The sequence below is a fragment of the Pseudoxanthomonas daejeonensis genome, from assembly GCF_010093205.1.
GTDB lineage: Bacteria > Pseudomonadota > Gammaproteobacteria > Xanthomonadales > Xanthomonadaceae > Pseudoxanthomonas > Pseudoxanthomonas daejeonensis.
Genome location: NZ_PDWN01000002.1, coordinates 80044 through 97000 on the forward strand (window position 1 = coordinate 80044; position 16957 = coordinate 97000).

The 16957-nt window shown below is 69.4% G+C and carries 14 protein-coding genes; 3 read left to right on the forward strand and 11 right to left on the reverse strand.

The features are described from left to right. Nucleotides 1-22: 22 nt before the first annotated feature. The 8 genes from ruvB to aspS all read right to left on the reverse strand — a co-directional run bounded on the left by ruvB (nucleotide 23) and on the right by aspS (nucleotide 8161). The gene (gene ruvB / locus CSC65_RS02020; RefSeq protein ID WP_162408311.1) at nucleotides 23-1045 is read right to left on the reverse strand and encodes a Holliday junction branch migration DNA helicase RuvB; all 1023 of its coding nucleotides are present in this window, start codon (nucleotides 1043-1045) and stop codon (nucleotides 23-25) included. A gap of 55 nt (nucleotides 1046-1100) precedes the next feature. Beyond that, nucleotides 1101-3023: a potassium transporter Kup gene (locus tag CSC65_RS02025; RefSeq protein WP_162408312.1), complete on the reverse strand. Its 1923-nt coding sequence runs from the start codon at nucleotides 3021-3023 to the stop codon at nucleotides 1101-1103. A gap of 45 nt (nucleotides 3024-3068) precedes the next feature. Next, complete coding sequence (gene ruvA, locus CSC65_RS02030; RefSeq protein ID WP_162408313.1) at nucleotides 3069-3656, reverse strand: Holliday junction branch migration protein RuvA; 588 nt, start codon at nucleotides 3654-3656, stop codon at nucleotides 3069-3071. 28 nt (nucleotides 3657-3684) lie between these two features. Continuing rightward, nucleotides 3685-4230: a crossover junction endodeoxyribonuclease RuvC gene (ruvC, locus tag CSC65_RS02035; protein ID WP_162408531.1), complete on the reverse strand. Its 546-nt coding sequence runs from the start codon at nucleotides 4228-4230 to the stop codon at nucleotides 3685-3687. A 76-nt stretch (nucleotides 4231-4306) separates the two neighbouring features. Next, nucleotides 4307-5032 (reverse strand): YebC/PmpR family DNA-binding transcriptional regulator, encoded by a 726-nt coding sequence (locus tag CSC65_RS02040; RefSeq protein WP_162408314.1) that lies wholly within the window; start codon nucleotides 5030-5032, stop codon nucleotides 4307-4309. Nucleotides 5033-5069: 37 nt separating this feature from the next. Further along, complete coding sequence (locus CSC65_RS02045) at nucleotides 5070-5729, reverse strand: esterase/lipase family protein (protein WP_238390242.1); 660 nt, start codon at nucleotides 5727-5729, stop codon at nucleotides 5070-5072. Between the two features lie 3 nt (nucleotides 5730-5732). Then, nucleotides 5733-6269, reverse strand: a complete 537-nt coding sequence (locus tag CSC65_RS02050) for a GNAT family N-acetyltransferase (protein WP_162408315.1) — start codon at nucleotides 6267-6269, stop codon at nucleotides 5733-5735. A 131-nt stretch (nucleotides 6270-6400) separates the two neighbouring features. Next, nucleotides 6401-8161, reverse strand: coding sequence for an aspartate--tRNA ligase (gene aspS / locus CSC65_RS02055; RefSeq protein ID WP_162408316.1), 1761 nt, complete (start codon nucleotides 8159-8161; stop codon nucleotides 6401-6403). A 484-nt stretch (nucleotides 8162-8645) separates the two neighbouring features. Here aspS and CSC65_RS02060 point away from each other — a divergent pair, with 484 nt between their 5' ends. Further along, on the forward strand, nucleotides 8646-9311 hold the full coding sequence (locus tag CSC65_RS02060) for a DUF3011 domain-containing protein (RefSeq protein WP_338015088.1): 666 nt from the start codon (nucleotides 8646-8648) through the stop codon (nucleotides 9309-9311). Nucleotides 9312-9322: 11 nt separating this feature from the next. Here CSC65_RS02060 and CSC65_RS02065 read toward each other — a convergent pair whose 3' ends face one another. The 3 genes from CSC65_RS02065 to CSC65_RS02075 all read right to left on the reverse strand — a co-directional run bounded on the left by CSC65_RS02065 (nucleotide 9323) and on the right by CSC65_RS02075 (nucleotide 12523). Beyond that, nucleotides 9323-9967 (reverse strand): hypothetical protein, encoded by a 645-nt coding sequence (locus tag CSC65_RS02065; protein WP_162408318.1) that lies wholly within the window; start codon nucleotides 9965-9967, stop codon nucleotides 9323-9325. Between the two features lie 145 nt (nucleotides 9968-10112). Then, nucleotides 10113-10445 (reverse strand): FmdB family zinc ribbon protein, encoded by a 333-nt coding sequence (locus CSC65_RS02070; protein WP_162408319.1) that lies wholly within the window; start codon nucleotides 10443-10445, stop codon nucleotides 10113-10115. Between the two features lie 206 nt (nucleotides 10446-10651). Then, the gene (locus tag CSC65_RS02075; protein ID WP_162408320.1) at nucleotides 10652-12523 is read right to left on the reverse strand and encodes an ABC-F family ATP-binding cassette domain-containing protein; all 1872 of its coding nucleotides are present in this window, start codon (nucleotides 12521-12523) and stop codon (nucleotides 10652-10654) included. Nucleotides 12524-12730: 207 nt separating this feature from the next. On the opposite strand from CSC65_RS02075, the gene CSC65_RS02080 reads away from it, so the two are divergent. Together CSC65_RS02080 and ybaL are read left to right on the forward strand one after the other, a co-directional pair. Continuing rightward, nucleotides 12731-15124, forward strand: coding sequence for a TonB-dependent receptor plug domain-containing protein (locus tag CSC65_RS02080; protein WP_162408321.1), 2394 nt, complete (start codon nucleotides 12731-12733; stop codon nucleotides 15122-15124). A gap of 114 nt (nucleotides 15125-15238) precedes the next feature. After that, nucleotides 15239-16942, forward strand: coding sequence for a YbaL family putative K(+) efflux transporter (gene ybaL / locus CSC65_RS02085; protein ID WP_162408322.1), 1704 nt, complete (start codon nucleotides 15239-15241; stop codon nucleotides 16940-16942). The last annotated feature ends 15 nt before the right edge of the window (nucleotides 16943-16957 follow it).

Genomic DNA, 16957 nt, shown 5'->3' on the forward strand with positions numbered 1-16957 from the left:
CTGCGGCGCGGCCGCGCCAGGTTCAGAACAGCTCGCCTGCCTCGCGTGCCGGTGCCTTGAGGCCGAGATGGCGATAGGCCTTGGACGTGGCCATGCGCCCGCGCGCGGTGCGCACCAGGAAGCCCTGCTGGATCAGGTACGGCTCGATCACGTCTTCCAGCGTACCGCGCTCTTCCGACAACGACGCGGCCAGCGACTCCACGCCCACCGGCCCGCCATCGAAATGCTCGACGATCGTGCGCAGCAGGCGCCGGTCGAGTTCGTCGAAGCCTTCCGGGTCGACCTTGAGCATCGCCATGGCGGCCTTCGCCACGGCTTCGTCGACATGTCCGGCCGCCTTGACCTGCGCGTAGTCGCGCACACGCCGCAGCAGCCTGTTGGCGATGCGCGGCGTGCCGCGCGCGCGGCGCGCGATCTCACCGGCGCCCTCGGCCTCGCAGTCGATGCCCAGGATCCGCGCCGAGCGGCGCACGATCCGGGTCAGCTCCTCGGGCGAATAGAACTCCAGGCGCTGCACGATGCCGAAGCGATCGCGCAGCGGTGCGGTCAGCAGTCCGGCGCGCGTGGTGGCGCCGATCAGGGTGAACGGCGGCAGGTCCAGCTTGATCGAGCGCGCCGCAGGACCCTCGCCGATCATGATGTCGATCTGGAAATCCTCCATCGCCGGATAGAGGACCTCCTCCACCACGGGCGACAGGCGATGGATCTCGTCGATGAAGAGCACGTCGTGCGGCTGCAGGTTGGTCAGCAGCGCGGCCAGGTCCCCGGCCTTCTCGATCACCGGTCCCGAGGTCACCCGCAGGTTCACGCCCAGCTCGTTGGCGATGACATGGCTCAGCGTGGTCTTGCCCAGCCCGGGCGGACCGAAGATCAGCACGTGGTCCAGCGCTTCGCCGCGCCCGCGCGCGGCCTCGATGTAGATGCCCAGCTGCTCGCGGACCGGCTGCTGGCCGAGGTATTCGTCCAGCCGCTTGGGCCGGATCGAGGCCTCCAGGGCCTCGTCCTCGCGGGTGGCGCCGGCGGTGAGGATGCGCGGATCGTTCATGCGTGCATGTTCGCATGCCACGCGGCCACGGCGCAGGGGCCGCGGCGTGGTGGGGTCAGATCTCCACCTGCGAGCCCAGCTCGACCAGGCGGTTGCCGGGAATGCGGAAGAAGCCGGTGGCCGGCGCGGCGTTGCGGTGCATGACCGCGAACACCTTGTCGCGCCAGATCGGCATGCCGCGGTGGCGGCCGGCCACGATCGTCTCGCGGCTGGCGAAGTAGGTGGTGTCCATCGGGTCGAAGGACATGCCGCCCACGTCGCAGGCGCGCATAAGCGCCAGCGGCACGTCCGGCGTCTCCATGAAGCCGAAGCGCACGATCAACCGGTAGAAGTCGTCGCCGATCTGGTCCATTTTCAGGCGCTTTTCGGCCGGGGCGTGCGGCACGTTCAGCGTCTCCACGGTCAGGAACACGTTGCGCTCGTGCAGCACCTTGTTGTGCTTGAGGTTGTGCAGTAGTGCGTGCGGGATGACCGTGGTGTCGGTGGTCAGGAACACCGCCGTACCCGGCACCCGTGCCGGCGGCGCCAGCATCAGCCCCGGCAGGAAAGTGTCGACCCGGATGCCGTCCTTGCGCAGCTCCTCGCGCATCAGCTCGCGGCCGCGCCGCCAGGTGCGCATCAGGGTGAACAGGCCGATGCCCAGCACCACCGGGAACCAGGCGCCCTGCAGCAGCTTGGCGCCATTGGCGATCACGAAGCCGACCTCGATCACGAAGAACACCACGCACAGCGGCAGCACCCAGTTGCGCCAGCGCGGCCACAGCGCGCGCGCCACCAGGGCCAGCAGCAGGGTGTCGATCAGCATCGTCGCCGAGACCGAGATGCCGTAGGCCACGGCCAGGTTGGTCGAGCTGCGGAACGCCAGCACCAGGCCGATGACCATCACCATCAGCAGCCAGTTGATCCCGGGGATGTAGATCTGGCCGATGGTGTCGTGCGAGGTGTGCTTGATCCGCATGCGCGGGATGTAGCCCAGCTGCATGGCCTGGCGCGAGACCGAGAATGCGCCGGTGATCACCGCCTGCGAGGCGATCACCGCCGCCAGCGTCGCCAGCACGATCATCGGGTACAGCGCCCACCCGGGTACGGCCTCGTAGAACGGGTTGCGCACAAGTTCGGGATGCTCGAGCACCAGGGCGCCCTGCCCCAGGTAGTTGAGCACCAGGCAGGGCAGGACGAAGAAGTACCAGGCATGGCGGATCGGCGGCGCGCCGAAATGGCCCATGTCCGCGTACAGCGCCTCGCCACCGGTCACCGCCAGCACGACCGCGCCGAGGATGAATATCCCGTGCCAGCCGTGGTCGATGAAGAAGCGCGCGCCCCAATACGGATTGAAGGCCTTGAGCACCTCCGGCGCCTCGACGATGTTCCAGATGCCGATCGCCGCCAGCGAAATGAACCACAGGCAGGTGATCGGGCCGAACACCTTGCCGACCTTCTCGGTGCCGAAGCGCTGGGCCATGAATACCAGCATCAGCACCACGACTGTCAGCGGCACGATGAAGTGGTGCAGCCCCGGCGCGGCGATCTCCAGTCCCTCGACCGCGCCGAGCACCGAGATCGCGGGGGTGATCACCCCGTCGCCGAAGAACAGCGATGCGCCGAAGATGCCGAGGATGCCGACGACATAGGCCGAGCGCGAGCCGTTCTTGAGCGTTCGCTGGGCCAGCGCCATCAGCGCCATGATCCCACCCTCGCCCTCGTTGTCGGCGCGCATGATGATGGTCACGTACTTCAGCGTGACCACCACCATCAGCGACCAGAACGCCAGCGACAGCACGCCGAGCACCGTGTCGTGGTCGCTGTTGAGTCCGTAGTGCGGCGAGAACGCCTCTTTCAGGGTGTACAGCGGGCTGGTGCCGATGTCGCCGAAGACGACGCCGATGGCGCCGACGACCAGCGCGAGGTGGCTGGCACCGACGCCATGCGGGGCGCCGTGCTGGCCCGAAGCAGGCGTGGGGGTATGCGCTGCGGTCATGGCGGCCCTAGGTTAGCGCGGTTGGCATCGGGTTGGTGGCGCGGGTCAGCGCAACGCCGACTGCAGGGCCTTGCGGATGATCGCCGCTGCCTCGTCGCCCGGTGCGGCGGCCTCGCGGGCCATGCGCGCGGCCTCGACCGGCTTGTAGCCGAGCTGTTGCAGTGCGGTGACCGCATCGGCCAGCGGGTCGACGCCCGCCGCCTGCAGGCCGGCCGACGCGCCGCCACCGAAGTCGGCCGCACGGTCGCGCAGTTCGACCACCATGCGCTCGGCGGTCTTCTTGCCGATGCCCGGGATCCGGGTCAGCGCGGTGACGTCCCCGCCCTGCACCAGCCGCGCGAACTCGTCCACGCTCACGCCCGACAGCACCGCCAGCGCGATCTTCGCACCGATGCCGCTGACCTTCTGCACGTCCCGGAACAGGCGCCGCTCGCCCTCGCGCAGGAAGCCGTACAGCGACACGCTGTCTTCCTTCTGCGCGTAGTGGGTGAACAGCGCAACCTCGCGACCCACGTCGGGCAGGTCGTAGAAGGTGCTCATCGGCGCTTCCAGCTCGTAACCGACGCCATTGACGTCGACCACCAGCCACGGCGGTTGCTTCATCGCGAGGATGCCGCGCAGGCGTCCGATCATGCCGCCGCTCCGTGGATCGTGGGAAATGTCATCGGCGGCTCCAGGCCAGGCGTGCGTCGACGCCCAGGCGCTGCGTGGTGGCGCGCACGTGGGCATGGGTCAGGGCGATGGCCAGGGCATCGGCGGCATCGGCCTGCAGCTTGCCGGACAGGCCCAGCATCGCCGCGACCATGTGCTGCACCTGCGCCTTGTCCGCCGCGCCGGTGCCGACCGTGGCCAGTTTCACTTCACGCGCGCCGTATTCGCTGACCGGCAGGTCGCGCAGCACCACCGCGCAGATCGCCGCGCCACGGGCCTGGCCGAGCTTGAGCGCCGAATCGGCGCTGCGGCCGACGAACACGCGCTCGATGGCAACTTCCTGTGGCCGGTATTCGTCGATCAGACGCGACAGGCCGTCCAGCAGGCGGCGCAGGCGCAGGGCGAAATCGCCCTCGCCGAGCAGCACCAGCGGCTGGTGGTGGACGTGGCGGATCTTGCCGGCCGCTTCGACGTCGATGATGCCCACGCCGGTGCGTTGCGAGCCCGGATCGATGCCCAGGATGCGGACCGTGGCCTGCACCGCGGGAGGCTGCATCGCGTTCACGCGTCCGCCTCCGGGAGGTGCTTCCGGGCCGCCGCCACCACCGCTTCGCCCCCGTGCGGGTGCATGTTCAGCCGGCGTCGCCCAGGTCGGCGTTGGAGTAGACGTTCTGCACGTCGTCCAGGTCCTCGAGCATGCCCAGCAGCTTGGTCACCTGCTGGGCAGTCTCGCCGGATACGGCGATGTCGTTGTCGCCGCGGAAGGTGACTTCGGCGTAGCCAGGCGCCAGGCCCGCCGCTTCCATCGCCAGCTTCACCGCGTCGAACTGCTCGGCCGAGGTGAGTACGTCGATCGCGCCGTCCTCCGGGTACACCACCACGTCGTCGGCTCCGGCTTCGATCGCCGCTTCGGTGACCTTGTCCTCGTCGATCCCACCGGCATAGCTGAGCACGCCCAGTCGCTTGAACATGAAGGCGACCGAACCCTCGGTGCCCATGTTGCCGCCACACTTGGAGAAGGCGTGGCGCACGTCGGCCACGGTGCGCACGCGGTTGTCGGTCAGGCAGTCCACGATCACCGCGACACCGCCGGGCGCGTAGCCCTCGTAGCGGATCTCCTCGTACTCGACGCCTTCCAGCTCGCCGGTGGCCTTCTTGATCGCACGCTCGATCACGTCCTTGGACATGTTCGCGGCCAGGGCCTTGTCCATCGCCGCGCGCAGGCGCGGATTGTTGGCCGGCTCGCCGCCGCCGGCGCGGGCCGCAACGCCGATTTCGCGGATGAGCTTGGTGAACATCTTGCCGCGCTTGGCGTCGGTGGCGTTCTTGCGGGCTTCGATCGACGGGCCTCTGCCCATGGTGCGTTCCGGTGCGTGCGGTTGCGAGGCGGCGATTTTACACCGGGCGCCGCGCCTGCATGCGTGCCGCCACGGCGGCGTCCGGCCCGAAGCGACCCTGCCGGAGAAAATGAACCGCCTGGCTGGCCGCGGCCTCCGAGAACAGCAGGCCGCTGTGGCTGGCGTCGACCAGGCAATGGTCGGCCAGGCCGGCAAGCCGCGTCTCGGCCACCGCCACGGTGCCGTCACTGGGGCCGTCGAAACGGGCGAACCATCGACCGAACCCGATCGCGCGCGTGCCGGCCACGACGCCCACCTCGGCAGGCCCTTCCCAAGGCATGCAGCCCCGTCGCAACAGCGCCGCGGCACGGCCCAGCGCCCAGCCCGTGGCCAGGTGCGTGCGCAGGCCGCGCGCCGCGCCACTGCCGCACAGCGGCGAACCGAGGCAGACCACGCGGGCGACATCGGGAAAGCCGTCCCGGCGCAGCGCTTCCAGGGTCATCAGCCCGCCCAGGCTGTGGGCCACCACGGCATCGGCCTGACGCAGGCGCGCAGACAGCGCCGGCAGCACGATGCGTGGCCCGGCCATCGCCCCGGGATATGCGAACACCGAGGTGGCGAAGCCCTCGCGACGCAGCCGGCGCGCCATCCAGCCCATCGACAGGCCCGGCATCCACAATCCGTGGAGCAGCAGCACGCGGAGCGGAGCGCCATCCATGGATCAGACGGCGTCCGGCGGGGCGTCCGCTGGCCGGCGCAGGATGAATTCCAGGTCGCGCACCTGGCCCACCGGGAATTCGTAGGTGCCGACCTGCGAGAACCCGTGCCGCGCGTAGAAGCGCTGCGCGCCGAAGTTCTCCGACCACACGCCCACCCACAGCGTGCGTGGACCGTCGCGCAGCAGCCAGCGCTCGGCGGTGTCGAACAGCTGCCCGCCCCAGCCGCCGTTCTGGTGCGAGGCCAGCACGTAGAGCCGCTTCAGCTCGCCATCGCCGGGGCTCGCGTCGGCATGCGGCAGACCACACGGACCGGCCGCGGCATGGCCGACGGCGAGCCCGTCGTCTTCCAGCAGCCAGACCGCGTAATCGGTGTGCGAGAGGATCACCGCCTGCTTGTCCGCCGCGTAGGCATCGCGCAGGAAGGACTCCAGGTCCTGCGCCGGATACAGGTGTCCGAACGTCTCGGTGAACGTGCGCGCCGCCAGGTCGGACAGCAGCGCCGCGTCGCCCACCGTCGCTCGCCGGATCGTCATCGCCATGCAGCAGTCCCTTCGTCGTCGATCGGAGGTGAGCTCCCCTTGAGTCAAGGGGAGCGCGGCGGCAGCCGCAGGGGATGTGGAAACATGCAGGCGGGGCCCAAGATTCCGCCCCGGGCGGAATCTTGGGAGCTTCAACGCTCCTGCGGTGAAGCGGCCCGCACCATCACGTGCACCTCGGCCAGCTGCGCGTCCGGGATCGGCGACGGCGCGCCGGTCATGAGGCACTGCGCGCCGGTGGTCTTCGGGAACGGGATCACGTCGCGGATCGACTCGGTGCCGGCCATCAACGCGGCGATGCGGTCGATGCCGAAGGCGATGCCACCGTGCGGCGGGGCGCCGTAGTTGAGTGCGTCGAGCAGGAAGCCGAACTTGGCCGCGGCCTCCTCGGCGCCGATGCCGAGCAGCTCGAACACCGCGCTCTGCATCTCCGGCCGGTGGATGCGGATCGAACCGCCGCCGATCTCGTTGCCATTGAGGACCATGTCGTAGCCGCGCGAGACCGCCGTCTTCGCATGCGCGCGAAGTTCCGCGATGTCGTCCACCGCCGGTGCGGTGAACGGATGGTGCAGGGCCACGTAGCGCTGCGCCTCCTCGTCCCACTCGAACATCGGGAAATCGGTGACCCACAGCGGCGCCCAGCCGTCGGCGACCAGGCCGAAGTCCTTGCCGGCCTTCAGGCGCACCGCGCCCATGAAGTCGGACACCTTGTTGTAGGCACCGGCACCGAAGAACACGATGTCGCCGTTGCCGGCGCCAACGTGCCGGACAAGGGCGGCGAACGCGGCCTCGCCGAAGAACTTCTGGATCGGCGAGCTGACCGCGCCGGCCTCGTCGATCTTGATGTAGGCCAGGCCCTTGCTGCCGTACTTGGCGGCGTGCGCGGCGTACTCGTCGATCTGCTTGCGCGACAGCGAGGCGCCGCCGGGGATGCGCAGCGCGGCGACGCGGCCGTCCGGATCGTTGGCCGGACCGGTGAACACCGCGAACTGGCTGTCCTTCACCAGTTCGGCCACGTCGACCAGTTCCAGCGCGATGCGCAGGTCGGGCTTGTCAGAACCGTAGCGACGCATCGCCTCGGCCCAGGTCATGCGCGGGAACTGCGCGGCCAGGTCGACGTCGACGACTTCCTTGAAGATCGCGCGGATCATGCCTTCGACGTAGTCCTGCACGTCGCGCTCGCGGACGAAGGCGAACTCCATGTCCAGCTGGGTGAATTCCAGCTGGCGGTCGGCGCGCAGGGCCTCGTCGCGGAAGCAGCGCGCGATCTGGTAGTAGCGGTCGAAGCCGGCCACCATCAGGATCTGCTTGAACAGCTGCGGGCTCTGCGGCAGGGCGTAGAACTCGCCCGGGTGCATGCGCGCCGGCACCAGGAAGTCGCGCGCGCCTTCCGGCGTGGCCTTGGTCAGGATCGGGGTCTCGATGTCCTGGAAACCGTCCGCATCCAGGTGCCGGCGCAGCGCCTGCACCAGCTTGATGCGGGTGCGCTGCATGCGCTGCATTTCCGGGCGGCGCAAGTCGAGGTAGCGGTACCGGAGGCGGGTTTCCTCGCCCGGGTTCTCGTGCGCGTGGAACGGCAGCGGCGCGGCCTTGTTGAGGATGGTGATCCGGGTGGCGATCACCTCGACCTTGCCGGTGCGGATCTTGTCGTTGACCGCATGCCGCGCGCGGACCACGCCCTCCACCTGCAGCACGTCCTCGTAGCCCAGCGACGCGGCCACCGCGAACACCTCCGCGTTGTCCGGTTCCACCGTGACCTGGACGATGCCCTCATGGTCGCGCAGGTCGATGAAGCAGACGCCGCCGAGGTTGCGGGCCACGTCGGTCCAGCCGGCGAGGGTGAGGGTCTGGCCGATCAGGGTCTCGTCGACCAGGCCGCAGAAATGGGTACGCATGGGAACTCCACAGGGGGGCCGGACGCCATCGGCGCCGGGGAACGCGACATTTTGAGGCCCACGCCCGGCCCGGGCAAACCTGTCCGGCAGGGACCGTCCCTGCACTCCCGTCGCTCCGGCTCCGGTGGGCCGGCATTAAGCCGGAGCGGGGTAAATCCGGAGTCGAACCCGCCGCGGTCTCAAGGCGACTTCCAAGGAGGAGAAAGTCATGATCCGTTCCCTGTCCGCCGCATCCCTGGTACTGGCCGTGGCCTTTGCCGCCGCCGTGGCGCCCGCCCCCGCCGTCGCCCAGGCCGCGGCCCGCGCCTACGCGCCGGAGAACCTGCGCCAGTTGTCTTTCTCCGACCGGGTCCGGGTGATCGAGCGCGAATACGCCGACCAGTCCCGCGGCCGCCAGATCCCCGACGACCAGCTGGAGTTCTACCTGGACCAGGTCGATTCCGGCTGGGGCTTCAGCCGGATCCAGCAGGACATCGCCACTTCCCTGCGCGGCGGCAGCAGCAGCTCCGGCCTTCGACCGGGCTGGAACGGCTCGAACTGGAGCGGACAGACCCTGATCTGCTCCAGCACCGACCGCCGCCGGCGCGAGTGCCGCACGCCGTTCAACGGCCGCCCGGTGCTGGTCGAGAACATTTCCGGCACGCGCTGCGTGGAGGGCGTCAACTTCGGCGGCGGCAACGGCGTGATGTGGGTCGAGCAGGGCTGCCGCGGCCGTTTCGCCGAGAGACGCGGTGGCGGCCATGGCGGCACCGGCCAGACCATCCGGTGCGAGAGCCAGAACAACCGCGAGCGGACCTGCCCGACCAACTTCCGCGGCAATGCGGTGCTGGTCAGGCAACTGTCGGGCGCCGCCTGCGTCGAGGGCCGGACCTGGGGCCAGCGCGGTAATTCGATCTGGGTCAGCAACGGCTGCCGCGGCGAGTTCGCCCAGGGCCGCGGCGGTGGCGGCGCCAACCCCGGCTACTCGGTCACCTGCAACAGCGAGAACAACCGGCGCCGCACCTGCTCATGGGACCGGCGCCAGGGCCGGCCGGTGGTGATCCAGCAGATTTCCAGCACGCGCTGCCAGGAAGGCCGCAACTGGGGCTGGGACGGCGGCAATACGATCTGGGTCGACGGCGGCTGCCGCGCGCGCTTCGGCGCGCGCTGACCGCCATCGTTTCAGCTGTCCGCGCCCCAGGGCGCGGGCGGCAGCGCGACCGGCGCCGACAGGTCGAATTCCACCTGGAACAGGCGCCCGTCGGGCCGCGCCAGTTCGTAGAGGAAGCGCCGGCCCGGCTCGATTTCCATCGCCCAGGTATTGACCACCGAAGCCTTCAGGCCCTCGCGCTCGAACATCGCCACCGAACCGGCATCCACCGGGAAGGCCTGGCGCGTGGCGCTGCCCGCGTCGGCGGTGTCGCCGCCGTACATCGTGACCGGATCGGGGCTGCCATCGGCATGGCGATGGTCGTGCTTCAGGCGCAGGCCGTCGCCGGTGCGGGTCAGCACCCAGGTACGGGAGTGGTCGTCGCCGACGTGGAAGGGAATGCGCAGCCCGCGGGCGGGTTCATCGCAGCCGCGCACGTGCATCACCAGCGCCTTGCCCTCGAAAGGATCGGGCGTGGCCGAGGCCGGTGCGTTGGCGACGATGCGCCCGGCGTATGCCTGGCCGCAGTGGCGGGCAATGGCGGCAAGGAAGGCATCGGCCGGCGCCTGCGCGACGTCCGTGGCCGTGCTTGCGGCAGGCGCGGAATCGGCTGCCGGGCCACCGTGCGAACACGCGGCCAACAGGAGGAGCAGTGGAAGGAACGTATGGTTTTTCATCGCCCCACCCTATCCGCCATGCTCGGACGCAGGCAAGCCGGCCGTCATCGGTGCGGTTCGTCGGGCGCCGTGCAGGCCCACGAAACCGGGCATGACCGCGGGGAAAATCGTCCCTGCGGGCGGGCGCAGGAACGGGCCCGCGTGGTCAGCTGCCGCTGGAAGGCGTGGCCGGCTTGGCCGCGGGCGTCGCAGCGGGCTTGCTGTCGGCTTTCGGCGCTTCGGCGACGGCCGGCTTGGATTCGGCCTTGGTCGCACCTTCGCCACCATCGACCAGGTTGCGCTTCCGGTCGCCGTCCTTCTTGAAGTCCGTCTCGTACCAGCCGCCGCCGGCCAGGCGGAACGACGGCGCGGTCAGCTGGCGGCGGATGGCGCCCGCGGCGCCGCAGGACGGGCAGGTATCCGGGTCGGCGTCGGAAAGCTTCTGCAGTCGATCGAAGCTGTGGCCGCAGGCGTCGCACTGGAAGGCATAGATCGGCATGGCGTAGGGGTCTTGGGAGGCAAAGGGCCCGGCAGGCCGGGCATCGGGAATTTTAGGGCATCGACCCGGCTTTCAAGGCCAACAGGCAGCTGTGCTGCCAGGTTCCGGTAGAGCGGGCTTGCCCCGGCGGCTTCCCGCCGCACAGGCAGGCTGTGGCGAAAGCAGCGAGGCGAGGCCCGCCGCGCGCTTACGTCAAGGCGCGCGCCTCAGGCGCTTTCCAGCAGTTCCAGCCAGGCCTGCTCGGCGGCAGCCAGCTGCCCGGCCATGTTTTCGCGTTCGCGGCCGAGCAGGGCCAGGCGCTCGGCATCGGCCAGGTGCGCCGGATCGCCCAGCTGCCGGTCCAGTTCGGCGACTTCGGCTTCCAGTTCGCCCACGCGCTTCTCGGCCGCCGCCAGCTTGACCGGGTTGACCGGCTTCTTCGCCGCGGCCGGCTTCGCAGGAACGACCGGGACCTGCACCGGCGTGGGCGCCGCGTCGGCCATGCGCTGCTTGGTGCCCTGTGCGTTGGGGCGGCTGCGCAGCCAGGCCGCGTACTCGTCCAGGTCGCCGTCGAACGGTTCGACCACGCCGTCGGCCACCCGCCAGAAGGTGTCGCAGACCAGGCCGATCAGGTGGCGGTCGTGGCTCACCATCACGATCGCGCCGTCGAAGTCGCTCAGCGCCTCGGCCAGCGCCTCGCGCATTTCCAGGTCAAGGTGGTTGGTCGGTTCGTCCAGCAGCAGCACGTTGGGCTGCTGCCACGCGATCAGCGCCAGCGCCAGGCGCGCGCGTTCGCCGCCGGAGAAGCCGTCGACCACCTCGAAGGCGCGGTCGCCCGGGAAATTCCATTTGCCGAGGAAGTCGCGGAACAGCTGGGTCGACGCATCCGGCGACAGCTCGCGGAAGTGGTCGATCGGCGACTGTCCTTCGTGCAGCGACTCGACCGTGTGCTGGGCGAAGTAGCCGATGCGCAGGTCCGGGTGCGCGCTTCGTTCGCCCGCCACGACCGCCAGGTCGCCGACCAGGCTGCGCACCAGGGTGGTCTTGCCGGCGCCGTTGGGGCCGAGCAGGCCGATGCGGTCGCCCGCCTCCAGGCCGAAACCGACCTCGTGCAGGATCACCGAATCGGGGCCGTAGCCGGCTTCGACGTGGTTGAGCCGGATCAGCGAATGCGGCAGCCGCTGCGGGGGCGCGAACTCGATCCGGAACTCGCGCTCGGCGCGCACCGCCTCGGTGCCGGTGAGCTTGGCCAGCCGCTTCATCCGCGACTGCGCCTGGCGGGCCTTGGAGGCCTGCGCCTTGAAGCGGTCGATGAAGCTCTGCAGGTGCGCGCGCTCGGCCTGTTCCTTGTCGTGCGCGATCTGCTGCTGGCGCAACTGCTCGGCGCGCTGCCGCTCGAAGTCGGTATAGCCGCCGACGTAGAGCTTCGCGCCGCCGCCGTGCAGGTGCAGCGTGTGGGTGGCGACGTTGTCGAGGAACTCGCGGTCGTGCGAGATCAGCAGCAGCGTGCCGGGATACTTGAGCAGCCACTGCTCCAGCCAGAACACCGCGTCCAGGTCGAGGTGGTTGGTCGGTTCGTCGAGCAGCAGCAGGTCCGACGGCATCATCAGCGCGCGGGCCAGGTTCAGGCGCACGCGCCAACCGCCGGAGAACGAGGACACCGGCCGATGGTGCGTGTCGGCCGGGAAGCCCAGGCCGTGCAGCAGGCGGCCGGCGCGCGCTTCGGCGTCGTAGCCGTTCAGTTCGGCCAGCTTCTGGTGCGCGGCGGCGACCGCCTCCCAGTCTTCGCGTGCGTTGGCATCGGCCTCGTCGCGCAGCACCTTGGCGATCACTTCGTCGCCGCCGAGCACGAAATCGAGCGCCGGGTCGGGCAGCGACGGGGTTTCCTGCGCCACCGAGGCGATCCGCACCTTGCCGGGCAGGTCGACATCACCCTTGTCGGCTTCGAGTTCGCCTCGGATGGCCGCGAACAGGCTGGACTTGCCGGTGCCGTTGCGGCCGACCACGCCCACCCGGTAACCGGCGTGCAGGGCCAGGTCGACGTTGGACAACAGCAGCCGCTCGCCGCGGCGCAGGGCGAAATTACGCAGGGAAATCATGGGGGACGCCACAGAAGGAACGGGAATCAGCAGATGCCGACGCATGCTGCGCGCCCATTCTACTGTTAACGAATACTTGACATCGCACCGCGCAGGATCCGTAACGGAAATTTGACAACTGCCGGTCCGCTGGTTTATTCCGGAATTGCTGCGCCGCAACACCGCCCTTCGGCCTGAGGCCGCACCCGCCCCTCCAGGAGTCGATACATGATCGCCAAGCACCGCCTGCTCGCCGTCGCCGTCTCAGCTGCGCTGGCCGCCCCGGCCGCCTGGGCCCAGACCGCCCCGCCCACGCCCACCGCCAAGGTCCTCGACACGGTCATCGTCACCGGCACCCGGGTGACCGACCGGACGGTCGCCGAATCCTCGTCGCCGATCGACATCATCAGCAGCGAGGCGCTGCAGGCCACCGGCTCGACCGAGTTGGCGACCGCCCTGGCACGCGCCATTCCTTCGCTCAATTTCCCGCGCGCGGCAATCAACGACGGCACCGACGCGATGCGCCCCGCGCAGCTGCGCGGCCTGGCCCCCGACCACACCCTGGTCCTGGTCAACGGCAAGCGCTACCACCCCGGCGCACTGGTCAACGTCAACGGCAGCCAGGGACGCAGTTCCTCGCCGGTGGACCTGAACTCCATCCCGGTGGCCGCGATCGAACGGGTCGAGGTGCTGCGCGACGGCGCCTCGGCCCAGTACGGATCCGACGCCATCGCCGGCGTGGTCAACATCGTGCTCAAGGGATCGGACAGCGGCGGCAGCCTGAGCGCCGGCTACGGCCAGTTCAGCGCCGGCGACGGCGGCCAGTACCAGGTGATGGGCGATGCCGGCCTGAGCCTGGGCGGAGCCGGCAAATTGCACCTGTCAGCGCAGACCGGCCACCAGGACCAGACTGATCGCGCGCGGCCCTACACCGGCGTCCCCAGCGCGACCAGTCCGCCACTGGGCGAGGTCGTACAGCGCCTGGGTGATCCGGAAATCGACAACCACTCGGTTGCCTACAACGGCGAGATCCCGGTCGAGGACTACCTGAGCTTCTATTCCTTCGGCCTCTATACCAAGCGCGAAACACTCTCGAACGGTTTCTTCCGTCCGGCCGGCGACACCCGCAACATCCCGTCGATCTACCCCGATGGTTTCCTGCCGCAGATCTTCAACACTTCCGACGACATCAGCTTCACCGGCGGCCTGCGCGCCACCACCGCCGGCGAGACCGACGTCGACTTCAGCTACACGTACGGTTCCAACTCGCTGGACTTCGACATCCGCAACACGCTCAACCGCAGCCTGGGCCCGACCTCGCCGACGCAGTTCTACGCCGGTTCGCTGGAGCTCAAGCAGCACGTGCTGAACCTGGATTTCAACAAGCTGCTCGACTGGGGCGGTGCCTACCCGGTCACGTTGTCCTACGGCGCGGAATGGCGCGGCGAGGAGTTCACCATTGGCTCGGGCGAAGTGAACTCGTACGTCAACGGCGGCGTGCTGCTGCCCAATGGCACGCCCGCTCCATCGGGCGCCCAGGTGTTCCCCGGTTTCCGTCCGTCGGACAGTGGCAGCTTCGATCGCCACTCGCTTTCATATTTCGTAGGGCTGGAAGGCGACCTCACCGAAAAACTGAGCCTGGGCATCGCCGCGCGCTACGAGGACTACAGCGACTTCGGCAGCGAGACGACCGGCAAGCTCAGCGGCCGCTACGCCTTCAGTGACGCAGTCGCGCTGCGCGCCACCGCTTCGACCGGCTTCCATGCGCCCTCGCTGCAGCAGCAGTACTACCAGACCACGTCGACCAATTTCATCGGGGGACTGCCGTTCGACCTGGTCACCTTCCGGGTGACCAATCCCGCCGGCATCGCGCTGGGCGCCGAACCGCTCAAGGCCGAGACCTCCGAGAACTTCACCCTGGGCCTGGTCCTGACCCCGGTCGAAGACCTGTACGTGACCGTCGATGCGTACCACATCAAGGTCAAGGACCGGATCACCCTGTCGGAGAACCTGACCAGCACCGCGGTGCGTACCTGGCTCAATACCAATGGTTTCCCGGACGTGGCGGGCGGGCGCTACTTCACCAACGCGCTCGACACGACCACCCAGGGCGTGGACGTGGTGGGCACCTACACCTGGCAACTGGCCGCGAGCAAGCTCGACTTCACCATGGGCTACAACTACACCAAGACCGAAATCGACCGGGTCGCGCCCAACCCTCCGGCGTTGACCGCGATCGACCCGACCGCGCTGCGCTTCGGACGCGTCGAGCTGGGCCGCTTCGAAGTCGGTTACCCGCGCGACAAGTTCCTGCTCAGCGGCGCGTGGGAGAACGACAGCTGGCGCCTGAGCGCGACCACCTCGCGCTATGGCGAGTTCACCGTCCGCAACGCCAACGCGGCGCTGGACCAGACCTTCGATCCGAAGTGGCTGCTGGACCTGGCGGCGACCTTCAAGGTGGACCGCTGGGAGTTCTCGCTGGGCGGCGACAACGTGCTCAACGAGTACCCGGACGAGAACATCTACGCGACCTCGACGTCCGGCCAGCTGCCCTACCCGACGCAGAACCCGTTCGGCTTCAACGGCGCCTACGTCTACCTGCGCGCGAACTATCGCTGGTGATGCCGTTCCGCGCCCGGCATGCACCGGACCTGCCCCGGGCATGCCGGCGCGGCGTTTGCCCCGGGGCGCCTGCGTCGGTGACACTGGCAGGCCCCCTCCCGCCACCCGTGACCGATGCCCCATGACACCAGCCTGATCGACATCGTGGCGGTCGGCCTCGGCCTGGCGTTCGTGCTGGGTGCGATCGCCAACAAGCTGCGGCTGTCGCCACTGGTGGGCTACCTGCTCGCAGGCGTGGCGGTGGGTCCGTTCACGCCCGGCTTCGTCGCCGACCAGGAAATCGCCAACCAGCTATCCGAAATCGGCGTGATGCTGCTGATGTTCGGCGTCGGCCTGCATTTCTCGCTCGACGACCTGCTGGAAGTGAAGTGGATCGCCGTGCCCGGCGCCATGGCGCAGATCGCGTTTGCCACGCTGCTGGGCATGGGCCTGGCCTGGGCGATGGGCTGGCCGCTGATCCAGGGCCTCGTGTTCGGCCTGGCCCTGTCGGTGGCCAGCACGGTGGTGCTGTTGCGGGCGATGGAAGAACGGCGCCTGCTGGACACCAAGCGCGGCCGCATCGCGGTGGGCTGGCTGATCGTCGAGGACCTGGTGATGGTCCTGGCGCTGGTCCTGCTGCCCGCCCTGGGCGGGATGCTGGGCGAAGGCGGCACGCGCCCGGAGGAGGCCAGCCTCGGCGTGATCCTCGCCGCGCTGGGCTGGACCCTGCTCAAGGTCAGCCTGTTCGTGGCGGTGATGCTGGTCGTGGGGCGCCGGGTGATTCCCTGGACGCTGGAAAAAGTGGCCGGCACCGGCTCGCGCGAGCTGTTCACCCTGGCGGTGCTGGCGATCGCGCTGGGCGTGGCGTTCGGCTCGGCGGCCCTGTTCGGGGTGTCGTTCGCGCTGGGCGCGTTCTTCGCCGGCATGCTGCTCAACGAATCGGAACTGAGCCACAAGGCGGCCAACGACTCGCTGCCGTTGCGCGACGCGTTCGCGGTGCTGTTCTTCGTCTCGGTCGGCATGCTGTTCGATCCGCGGATCCTGGTCGAGCATCCCTGGCAGGTGCTGGCGACGCTGGCGATCATCGTCCTGGGCAAGTCGGTGGCCGCGTACTGGATCGTGCGCGCTTTCCGCCACCCGCCCTCCACGGCGATGACCATTTCGGTGAGCCTGGCGCAGATCGGCGAGTTCTCCTTCATCCTGGCCGGGCTCGGCGTATCGCTGCGGATCCTGCCCCCGGAAGGACGCGACCTGGTGCTGGCCGGCGCGCTGCTGTCGATCATCGCCAACCCGTTGCTGTTCGCCTGGCTCGACCGCCGCCAGGCGCGCCAGGAAGCGATGCAGGCGCCCGCCGAACCCGAGCCCCCCCCCGGACCGGCGCTGGTGCCCGGCAACCACGCCATCGTCGTCGGCTACGGGCGGGTCGGCAGCGAACTGGCCGGGGTGCTGCGCGATCGCGGCGTCAACGTGCTGGTGATCGATACCGACAAGGACCATATCGAGCGGGCGCACGCGGCCGGCTTCCCGGGCATCCGCGGCAATGCTGCGTCCGACCGGGTGCTGGCCGAGGCCCACCCGCAGACCGCGAGCATCGCGATCCTGGCGATTCCGCAGCCTCTGGAGGCGGGCGAAGCGATCGCCAAGCTGCGCGCGCTCAGCCCGGCGCTGCCGGTGCTTGCCCGCGCGCACAGCGATGCCGAGGTGCGCCACCTGCTCTCGCACGGCGCCGACGGCGCGGTGATGGCCGAGCGCGAGCTGGCCTATTCGCTGGCCGAAATGGTGATGTCGACGCCGACCTTCCGCTACGCCAATCGCGAGGCGGCAGTACCGCCGGTCTGAGCCGCCTTCACGGCG